Consider the following 9,721-nt stretch of genomic DNA (forward strand, 5'->3'; position numbering starts at 1 on the left):
ATGAAAAAGATGAACCAACTGCAGCCCTCTTTCCCAGAACGATTGGACGGCATTGACTATGTATCCATGCAGCAGATCTTCGGAACCGGGAATGCAGCCATGTTTATAGGCGGAAGCTGGGAAATCGGGATTTTCGAAGACCTGGGCGGACTGGAAGACGTAGGATACTTCGCTCCTCCTCTTGCCAAGAAAGGTGATACTCTTCAGTACTGTTTCCATGTTGACGGCGGTATAGCCATGAACAAGAACACAAAATACCCTGAAGAAACCAAGACCTATATGAAATGGCTCGCTTCCTCTGCATACGCTCAGCTTCTGATGAATGAACTGCCGGGATTCTTCTCTTATACTCCTGGTGATTACACTCTGACCAACAGCCTTGCCAAAGAAATGCAGAGCTATGTAGCCGCCTCTGTTCCCACAGTAAGAACAGTTTGGGAAAAACTCTCTGCCCAGTCTCCCAGTGGAAACCAACTGGTGGGAGAAGCTGTCCAGATGATGTATGCCAATGAACTGACACCTGCCCAGGCAGTAAAATATGTTGATGACGGCCTGGCCTGGTACTACTGATACCCCCTTAGGCCCTGAACTATAAAACCACCAGGACTCAACAGAGTCCTGGTAGAATAAAAGTTTTTGGTAGAACAAAGTGTTTAAGGAATAAAAATTATTGAGCTCTCTGAATCCAGAGAGCTCTTTTTAACTTATTTATTTCGACAATATCCATTTAAAAAAGAATTGACTAAGAAGAAAGGAGGGAGTTTTATGCTTGAGGCCAGAAAGAAACATGCCAAGTTTTTGTTTCTCTTTATTTTCCCGGCATTTATCGTTTACACAGTGTTCATGCTGCTGCCAATATTAAACTCTATGAAATACAGCCTCTATACCGGGGAAGGCCTGATCCCGGATCAATTTGTTGGACTCGATAATTACATACGCTTATTCACAGAAGAGCGATATTATACAAAGTTCTGGAATGCCTTCCGGAATAATATAAAATTTTTCGTTATCGTGACGATTGTACAGAATGTACTGGGGTTTTTTATGGCCGTTCTGGTGACCAGATCCTTCAAGGGTTCCGGTTTCATCAGAAAACTGAGTTTTCTGCCCACGACCCTGTCCGTCCTGGTTGTAGGGTATATTTTTAAATTGATTCTCAACCCCTACTATGGTGTTTTTGACAAGTTTCTAGGGCTCATCGGTTTCGAAAGTCTTATTCTTCCCTGGCTGGGAGATCCCAGAACGGCTCTCTTTGTTGTGGCCATTGCCGTGAGTTGGCAGTTTTTCGGGGAGTCAGTACTCTTCTATACCTCGGGCATTGACGGGATCAGTAAATCCATCATGGAAGCCGCCAGGATTGATGGAGCCAACATCTGGCAGGAGATTTATCATATTATCCTTCCCTCTGTACTCCCCATTGTGGGAATCGTCACCATTCTGATCTTTATCGGAGACTTTACTCAGTTTGACATTATTTTTGCCATGACAGGGACAAGGGGTGATCCCAACTACAGCACAGACCTCTTCGGCTCCCTCTTCTATAGAACGGCTTTCTCCTCATCAGAACGGGGCGGTTGGGGAACCGGCATGGGGGCGGCAGTAGCCACCATGATGTTCGTTGTCGTCACCATAGGTGTCGGTGCCTTTCTGACCTTCTTTACTAAGAAAAGGGAGGCTCTGGAAAAATGATGAATATGAAAAGAAGTATAAGTAAGACATTCCTCTACCTGGCCATGGTTCTCTATTCTCTGACCATCCTGGTTCCTCTCTTCGTTATGATGATGACATCCTTTAAAACAAATGCGGAGATCTTTAATAACCCCTTTGGTCTTCCTACCAGCTTTAATGTGGATGCCTATGTAGACCTTTTTGTAGTCTCTAATTACGGAAAATATTTCCTGAACAGTTTTGGTGTCACCATCCTGTCTCTGGCCCTGGCTGTCACCATGTCTGCCCTGGCGGCCTATGCCATCAGCAAATACAAGTTCAAATACAACAGAGCCATCTATATCTATTTTGTTGTCGGTCTGGTTGTGCCTATCAAACTGGGAACCATCGATATCATGATCACCATGCTCCGCCTGAGCCTCTTCGATACTCTCTGGGCCCTGATCATCGTATACATCGCCATGGCCATCCCCCTCAGCGTCTTTGTTCTTTATGACTATATCAGGATGGTTCCGGAAGAACTCAGTTCCGCCGCCAGAATTGATGGATGCAGTGAGCCCGGGATCTTTGCCCGGATCATCGTCCCCCTGATAAAACCCGGTCTGGCTGCTGCGGGAATCATCAGCTTCATCCCCAACTGGAATGAGTTCTGGTTTCCCCTAGTTCTGATCAAGTCCCGGGAAAACTATACCATTCCCCTGGCGACAGGACAGCTCTTCGGACAGTTCGACACCAAGCTGAACCTTGTTTTTGCCGTACTCTCCCTGGCATCCATACCGGTGATTGTCATCTACCTGCTTCTGTCTAACTACTTTGTAAAGGGACTCTCTGCAGGAGCCGTAAAAGGCTGAAAAGCGCCCGGTTCTTCATACACTATGATCAGTCCCTTCTTCAGCTCCGCTGAAGAAGGGGCTATTTTTTTAGGAGAAAGTCACTGATACAAACTTGCCATCCCGGAACCAGTCCGTTATGATTCAGCTATCAGGATGAGTCCTGCGCAAGACTCATCCTGATATCCTGGAGAACTATATGAATATTATCCTGCTCACTGTGCCCCTCATACTGGTAATGTATCTTTTTTACCGTTTCCGCAGCTTCCCCCTCTTCATTAAAGCCATGAAGATCTACAATACCGGAGACATCAGCAAGGCTCTTAAAATGCTCAAGGATGCGGTAGAAGCCGGGCTGGCGGCAAAATATCAGCTCACAGTGGGGTATATCCTTTTAAAAGAGGGATACACCGAAGATGCCGAGCGGATATTCACCTTTCTGATCAACACACCCCAGGGAAAATTCAACAGCAATCATGCCAGGGCCTATTCCGCCCTGATACACTGGAAAAAGGGCCATCTGGATGAAGCGATACAGGAGCTGAAAACCCTGTTGGAAGAGGACTACAGAACCACCGCCCTCTACTCCAATCTCGGTTTTTTCCTGATTGAAAAGGGAGATTTGGACAAGGCTCTGGAAATCAATCTGGAAGCCTTCTATTATGATGGATTCTCTCCGGTGATCCTGGATAATCTGGGCCTGTGTTACATCAAAAGAGAAGAATGGGTCAAGGCTGAAGAGATATATGAAAAGCTTATAAAGAGCGATCCTGGATTCCCTGACGCCTGGTACAATGCCGCCCTGGTGGCCATCCAGCGGGGGGACAAAGAAAAGGCGGAATCCTTGCTGAATTCCGCCCTTGAAAAAAAGTTTTCCTATTTGAGTACCCTCAATAAGGCACAGGTGGAAGAACAACTGCAGCTTCTCAAAGGCTGAGCCGTTTTTCCCCATCAGAAGAAAATCAATCCTTACTCTTTTTATTCACTCTTCTGTAAGGATCAGCCCAGTGTACGAAAGCCGGGGCCAGACGAGTCTGTATCCACACCCGTCCTTCTCCGGTAAAACGGCAGACAAGTCCTTCTCCTGAAAAGAAAAGGCTCTTCATTCCAGCCACAGGCCTGACTTCATATCGGAGCCCTTCGGTGAATCCCAAAATGTATCCTGTATCCACCACATAATCGCTCTGTACTTCAATCTCGATAAGGCCGCCGAAGGTGTTAAACCAGAGGTCTCCCGTTCCAGAACATTTGATCATAAACATCTTCTCTCCCGAGAAAAAACCCTTGAAGCCCTGAAACTCGATGGCGACCTCCAGGTCGGGAGAACTGGCCAGATAGGCGGAGTTCTGAATAAAGATTGTAGAATCCTCCAGATAGACATGTCCGATCTCACCGGGAGATCCGGGAGCGATGCCCATCTCTGCGTCAACTGTGCCGGCGGTAAACTCACTTATAACGAGATTTTCCCCGGAAAGCATGCGTTTCAGCCCGCCCTTCATCTTGGCCTTCATGGTCAGAGAAGAATCCATCCAGGCCATGGCGGAAGCTTCCACTTTCAGGGTCTTTCCCTGGGGAATTTTCACATTGAGAATTCCGTAATCAGGCTGTGATTCCAGAGTGAAGGGGTAGTCTGTTTTTTCCATATTAATACTCATGGTTTATTTCTCCTTTTTGGGTATCAGGAAGGGGGTCAGAGAGGCACCAAAGGTTTTATCCGCATGAGTCTGACACCAGACTGTTCCCCGGCCCTTAAAGCGGCAGACAAGTCCCTCGCCACCCAGAATGGATGAAACCCAGCTGCCGCCGGCTTTGCTGATTTTAAACTCCAAGGTCTCATCATAGGCAGCGATATTACCTGTATCCACGATGTACTCCCCATCCACCTTAACGGGATAGAGCATGCCGAATGCATTGATGATGATCTGACCCTTACCGGACATTTCCAGCCAGATCATATTTTCACCGGAAAAGGCATTCTTGAAGCCTCCCCAGCTGATATTCATCTTCACATCCGGGCTATGGGCCACAAAGGATGAGTTCTGAACCTTAATATTGTGAGTCCCGTCCAGCTCCAGGACTTTCATATCCCCGGGAAGGGTGGTAGACAAATAGACCTCTCCCCCCTGAGAGCCGGCGGTATAGTGGTTCATAAAAAGCCCCTCCCCCGCCAGTTTCCGGGACAATCCTTTAAGGATGTTTTTAGCCCCGCTTTCATTTTTGTTGATACTCGTCTCAATATGCATATCACCGGACATGGCGATCATGGATCCCCCCTCCGCCGTAAAGCTCTGTCCTGCTTCCAGGATAACTTTGGCAGCCGAATTGGAGGGTGCTTTTAGAATTTCTACATTCATATTTATTTCCTTATACTACCAAGGCTGGTTTACAGCCTTCGTGGATTCCTTACTCAAGGCCGAAGGGCCTTCCTCAAGGCCTAAGGGCCCCGGTGGTTTTATTGCTCAAGGCCGACGGGCCTCGGTAAAGGCCTAAGGGCCTAAGGGGGTCAACGGAACTTCGGATTCAGCCAGGAGGCCAGGCCTTTGATGCTTCTGGTCTGGATATAGACAGTCCCTTCCCCGAGAACCTTGGTGACAAAGCCTTCTCCACCCAGAAAACTGGATATAAGATCTCCCGCCAGAGCCACCTTGAGGTTGAGTGAGGGATCATAGGCGACCAGATGACCGTCATCCACCTTCAGCTCTCCCTCCACCTTACGTTCCAGAATACCGCCATAAGCACCAAACCAGAGACGCCCCTCACCCGATGCCTTGAGTTTGACCAGTCCCTCTCCTGAGAACCAGGATACGAATCCTGCCCAGACAGCCTTGAATTTCACATCTCCCGCAGAAGCCAGCCAGGCTCCTCTTTGCAGGCAGATTTCATGTCCACCCGTCAATTTCAATTCCAGGATTTCTCCGGGAACATCCTGTGAGATGGTGACCCGCATAGGGGTACTGCCGCCGTTTGAGAATTCATTAACAAAAAAAGATTCTCCCCCGAACCATTTCTTCATAAGCCCCGGGAAAAATCCGCCATTACTCCGTGCCTTCATATCCAGTTCTGCCGACATGGACTGCATGGCACCGCTCTCCGCAGTAACCGACTCACCTGGTTCCAGATCTATATGGACATGGCTGAAGGATGGATTACCTTCTATGACTGCTTTCATAAGCTGTCTCCTTTATAAAATTTCTATTCTAACAATATAAGATATCATATTTGAAATTTCCTGTTCATTGATAAAAACTGAACCTGTCAAATTTTCATTATTATTATTTTATTCTCTCCACTTATAGGTATAATAGTGAACAAAGGCGGGGTACTATGAGAAAAAACAGGATGAATGAGACAAAATGGAATTAATATTAGGCCTATTGGCAATCGCTGTATTTATCTCCCCCCTGGCCGGGGTTATTATATTGAGACAGCGCGTCAAAAGATTGGATGAATCCAATGCTGATCTGAACTTCCGGGTCAGTGAACTGGAATCCAGGATGGGGAAAACGGAATCTGCCCCGAGTTCCTCCCCCATGGACGAGTTTCCCCCGACGGTGAGTCAGATATTGGAAAATGATCCGATTCCTGAGCCTGTTATCACCCCTCTGCCAATCTCGCCTTCTGTCGAAATCAGGAAAGAGACAGGCATCAAAGCTGTCCGTCCATTTCGCTCAGATTTCTGGCAGCGAATGGAGCGTCAGTTCCTGGAAAACTGGACCGGCATTCTGGGTTCGGTGATCATGGTTCTGGGTGCAGGTTTCCTGAGCATCTATGCCGCCTTGAAATTCAATGAATTTATCCGGTTTCTCCTGCTCCTTCTTTTGTCCGCCCTTCCCGGGGGAGTCTTCTTCCTCTTAAAAGACAGGGAAAAATGGGAGCGCCAGGCTCTGTGGATGAGGAGCATCAGCGGTGCTATTTTCCTTTTTGCCTGTCTGGGATCAGCGGGAATCCCGGGACTTCAATGGGTGCATAATCCCATACAATCCATGGGACTCCTCGCCCTGGGAATCGGGGTCAACCTCGGACTGTCCTCCCTGGGGAAGAAACAGGAATTTGCCTCCTTTCACAGCCTTTTGAGCCTTTTGGCCCTGTCTGTTATGACTCCCGGTTTTCCCTCTCTGGTGATGGCCGTTGTGATTACCCTGTATGCCCTGATTCACTGCTATAAACACCGCTGGGACATCCATCTTCTCCTCGTCCTGACAGGCTTTTTTATCTATCATCTCTTTTGGATGCACAGCCTGTCGGATGTTCAGTTTGATGCCCTACGACTTCAGGGGGCAGCCGCCCTCATCCTGATATTCCTGGTGTCCACCTTTGTGCATTACAGGAAAAGTTATGCCGCTGTCCATTTCCAGCTCCGTCCTTTTCTGACCCACCTCTTAAACTGGCTTTATTTTTCGGTGGGCATGTACCTCTATGTGGGAGGCAGACCGGAAAGGAGTCTGGCCATCTTTGCCGGAAGCCTGCTGGCTTTTGTCCTCTCTCACAGAGCGGGAAAGAAGATGATTCCCTGGCTCCGGACCACCAGTGTTGTCATGGGGCAGACCCTGCTCTGTGCCACCCTGATCAGTTTGAAAGGCTGGGATGTCTCCTCGGTGATGATAGGAGGATTCATCTACATCGAGGTTCTCCTTTTTCTCCATATTATGGTCCGTCAGAAACGTTACGGATTGTACCGTTTTGCCGTCAATCTCTATGGGGTTGCCACACTGGGCCTTCTGACTCTCTGCATCATGGATGAGAGCCTGAACAGCCAGATCTATGCTTCGGTCATCATGATTCTGGGTCTACTACATCACCACATCCTCTTTCATTCAAAAGATTCCCGTTTTCTGCAGAATGATTTTCCTTTTCCAATGGAGAAAGAATTTTCAATATCCGGATTCCTGAGCGGTATCAGCGGCAGTGCAGCCCTGCTTCTTATTCTCAATCTGAATCTGGGAGACGTGATTCCCTACCCGATCGCTATCGCCTTATCTGTCTTTATTCTGTTTGCCTACCATCAATCTCCTTCCAGGGGATTGAGAGCCGGTCTGCTGGTTTTCCTTACAACCATCAGCCTCATCTGCTGGACGACTCTGCTCTCAGAGGATCTCTCTGTGAGAGAGCAATTCTTAAATGCTCTGGTCCTGGGTATAGCATCGGGAATGACATTGTTCTGGAAATCCGCTGTTCACAGGCTGATCATTGCTTCCGGACTGATCATGAGCAGCGTCACCCTGATCATACTCTCCTACCTGATATTGGAACCAGTCTCTCCTGCTCTGCCGGGGCTTTTCTGGCTGCTCACGGTGGTTCTCATCATGGAAATCCCCAGACTGCCCGAAAGATTCAAGACCATGTCCGTTCTCTTCCTGACAGTCACTATATTCAGACATTTTATGGTTCATATAGATATGACCCAGACCCTGGGCTTTATAGAACTGCGCTATGTCATGGACCTGGCCCTGCTCATGACTCTGTTTATCTGGCGGCGTCATCCCTCTTCGGTGAAGAGCTCCCGGTTCTCGGCGGTTCTGAATTATTCCATGGACGCCGGAGTTCTGCTGGCAGCTGTACTGATCTTCCTGGAGATTCCCTTTCAATGGATACCCCTGACTCTGAGTCTGGTCAGCCTTTCCATACTGGTGTACCGCAGATTCTCTCAGAAATCTCCCCGGATGCTGCTGTATGGACTGGTGTATTACGGATCGGGTCTGATTGTGCTTTCAATCGATCTTCTATTTCTACAGTATAAAATAGAATCTCCAGTCCCCGGAGTCCTGGCATTAGTGACTCTATTAGCGGGTCTGATTCTCTTCTTCTGGAAGGAAGATTTTACTTCACTGTCTGAATCGGGAGCAAAAGAAAGGGCCATCAAACTGGCACAGGGTCTGGAAAGACATAAAAACGCCCTCCTCCTCTACTCTCTGGCACTGGTGGCGGCCCTGTTCCTGTATAAAAACTTTGACTCCCGGTACCTCACTCTCCTGTGGGCACTGGAGTGCTTCCTGATCTTTTCGGCCAGCCTCTTTCTGGGTGAATCCCATTTCAGGGTCCTCTCTCAGGGGGGACTCTTCCTCTGTGTTGTCCGTCTGATCTTTATTGATCTCTCAGAAAATACTCCCCTGATGAAGGGATTTGTCTTTCTGATTGTAGGACTGCTGATGCTGGGCACAAACAGCCTGTACAACAGGTATAAAGGACGGTTTTCAACTAAGGAGTGAATCAATAATTTTGATTAATCCCGGTTTCTCATTGAATCAACAGAACCTTTTCTCCCGTATGTTCTATAATATAGGGGATGAAAAGCTTGGGAATACCTGTAAAAAAATCAGATCATAAATTCACCTACGGAGAATACCGCCTCTGGCCGGAAGATGAACGTTGGGAATTGATTGAGGGGACCGCTTACAATATGAGCCCCGCTCCTTCCAGGCGGCACCAGAAGATACTAGTGCTCCTATTGAATAAAATGAGCAAAATCCTCGAGGATTCTCACTGTGAGGTTTATCCCGCTCCCTTCGATGTCTTTTTCCCCGATTCTGACTCAATAGACCACAAGGAGATCAACAGTGTTGAGACGGTTGTCCAGCCTGATCTGTCTGTGATATGCGACCCGGAAAAGCTCATTGACAAAGGCTGTTATGGACCTCCTGACCTGATTATAGAGATCCTGTCTCCCTCCACCGCTAAAAAAGATCTGAATGAGAAATTCAGATTATATGAATCCCGGGGTGTAAAGGAATACTGGGTTGTTGATCCAGGAAACCGTTATATCCGAGAGTTCAGACTACAGGAAAGAAGAGTCTATGATTTCGGTGTCATTTTAGAAGAAAAAGGCGTGATTCAATCCGAAGTTTTCTCTGATTTCCAAGTGACCTGGGAAGAACTGTTCGGCTGATGATGCTGGGTACAAACAGCCTGTACAACAGGTATAAAGGACGTTTTAAGTCTGAGAAATAACAGTAATCGGATGGATATTATATCACCGTATCATGTGACCTTTTTTTTTATCACTCCTTTTATCAGGAGCCACAATATAAAAACCACTTCTGCAGTTGTTTCTACCAGGGAAAGGGGCAAGTCAGCAATTGCAATGAGAGAGGGAAAGAAGAAATAGAAAAAGAAATCGATCAGGTAGCAGACACAGGCACAGATGAGTAATATCCCAATGATTCTGGGTATAAAACCGGATTTGAAAATGAGAAGGCCAAGGGGAAGTAGCCAGAGACCCCAGAAAA

The 9,721-nt window shown here is 47.6% G+C and carries 10 protein-coding genes; 6 read left to right on the plus strand and 4 right to left on the minus strand.

Annotation, left to right across the window (positions count from 1 at the left end):
* The 4 genes from PF479_RS02495 to PF479_RS02510 all read left to right on the plus strand — a co-directional run.
* Positions 1–570 (plus strand): extracellular solute-binding protein (locus tag PF479_RS02495; RefSeq protein ID WP_298001897.1); only part of this gene is annotated, 570 nt, incomplete at its 5' end.
* Positions 571–765: 195 nt separating this feature from the next.
* Positions 766–1,689, plus strand: coding sequence for a carbohydrate ABC transporter permease (locus PF479_RS02500; protein ID WP_298001899.1), 924 nt, complete (start codon positions 766–768; stop codon positions 1,687–1,689).
* Positions 1,686–2,519, plus strand: coding sequence for a carbohydrate ABC transporter permease (locus tag PF479_RS02505; RefSeq protein WP_298001901.1), 834 nt, complete (start codon positions 1,686–1,688; stop codon positions 2,517–2,519). The genes PF479_RS02500 and PF479_RS02505 overlap by 4 nt, the downstream gene beginning before the upstream one ends.
* Positions 2,520–2,697: 178 nt before the next feature.
* A complete protein-coding gene (locus tag PF479_RS02510) occupies positions 2,698–3,435 on the plus strand; it encodes a tetratricopeptide repeat protein (protein WP_298001903.1) in 738 nt (245 codons plus the stop codon).
* Positions 3,436–3,460: 25 nt separating this feature from the next.
* On the opposite strand, the gene PF479_RS02515 is transcribed toward PF479_RS02510, so the two are convergent.
* The 3 genes from PF479_RS02515 to PF479_RS02525 form a co-directional block, all read right to left on the minus strand.
* A complete protein-coding gene (locus PF479_RS02515; protein ID WP_298001905.1) occupies positions 3,461–4,153 on the minus strand; it encodes a TIGR00266 family protein in 693 nt (230 codons plus the stop codon).
* 3 nt (positions 4,154–4,156) lie between these two features.
* On the minus strand, positions 4,157–4,852 hold the full coding sequence (locus PF479_RS02520) for a TIGR00266 family protein (protein WP_298001907.1): 696 nt from the start codon (positions 4,850–4,852) through the stop codon (positions 4,157–4,159).
* 149 nt (positions 4,853–5,001) lie between these two features.
* Positions 5,002–5,667 (minus strand): TIGR00266 family protein, encoded by a 666-nt coding sequence (locus tag PF479_RS02525; protein WP_298001909.1) that lies wholly within the window; start codon positions 5,665–5,667, stop codon positions 5,002–5,004.
* Between the two features lie 184 nt (positions 5,668–5,851).
* On the opposite strand from PF479_RS02525, the gene PF479_RS02530 reads away from it, so the two are divergent.
* Together PF479_RS02530 and PF479_RS02535 are read left to right on the plus strand one after the other, a co-directional pair.
* Positions 5,852–8,704 (plus strand): hypothetical protein, encoded by a 2,853-nt coding sequence (locus tag PF479_RS02530; protein ID WP_298001911.1) that lies wholly within the window; start codon positions 5,852–5,854, stop codon positions 8,702–8,704.
* Positions 8,705–8,790: 86 nt separating this feature from the next.
* The gene (locus tag PF479_RS02535; RefSeq protein ID WP_298001913.1) at positions 8,791–9,381 is read left to right on the plus strand and encodes a Uma2 family endonuclease; all 591 of its coding nucleotides are present in this window, start codon (positions 8,791–8,793) and stop codon (positions 9,379–9,381) included.
* A 92-nt stretch (positions 9,382–9,473) separates the two neighbouring features.
* Here the strand turns inward: PF479_RS02535 and PF479_RS02540 are convergent.
* Positions 9,474–9,721, minus strand: a 248-nt coding sequence (locus PF479_RS02540; RefSeq protein WP_298001914.1) for a DUF4386 family protein, incomplete at its 5' end; no start/stop codon positions are given.

The sequence above is a fragment of the Oceanispirochaeta sp. genome (genome assembly GCF_027859075.1).
GTDB lineage: Bacteria > Spirochaetota > Spirochaetia > DSM-2461 > DSM-2461 > Oceanispirochaeta.